The sequence below is a fragment of the Bacillus sp. SIMBA_005 genome (assembly GCF_046535585.1).
GTDB classification, from domain to species: domain Bacteria; phylum Bacillota; class Bacilli; order Bacillales; family Bacillaceae; genus Bacillus; species Bacillus pumilus.
In genome coordinates this window covers 1-434 of record NZ_JAWRWI010000058.1, presented here as the reverse complement: position 1 = coordinate 434, position 434 = coordinate 1, and the positions used below count along the sequence as shown (strand labels likewise).

At 44.7% G+C, this 434-nt stretch carries 1 pseudogene; it reads left to right on the top strand.

The window, feature by feature from the left end:
* Positions 1 to 369 (top strand): annotated as a pseudogene (locus SB660_RS19065) (PTS mannitol transporter subunit IIBC); the annotation flags it as partial.
* Between the last annotated feature and the right edge of the window lie 65 nt (positions 370 to 434).

Sequence of the window (434 nt, the reverse complement as noted above, 5' to 3'; positions counted from 1 at the left end):
ATGCAGTCCATGAAGGGGAAGAAAAGCCAAGCAGCAGCTGCTTTAGAGGCGGAACAAGCCAAAGCAGAAGAAGCGTCTGAGCTGTCTCCTGAAAGCGTGAACAAAATTATCTTTGCGTGTGATGCGGGAATGGGATCAAGTGCCATGGGGGCATCCATCTTAAGAAACAAAGTGAAAAAAGCGGAGCTTGACATCAGTGTGACCAACACGGCCATTAACAATCTGCCAAGCGATGCGGATATTGTCATCACCCACAAAGATTTAACAGACCGCGCGAAAGCAAAGCTGCCGAACGCGACGCACATATCAGTGGATAACTTCTTAAACAGCCCGAAATACGATGAGCTGATTGAAAAGCTGAAAAAGTAATCTTATAGAAAGAGAGTGATACTCATGCAAGTACTCGCAAAGGAAAATATTAAACTCAATCAAAC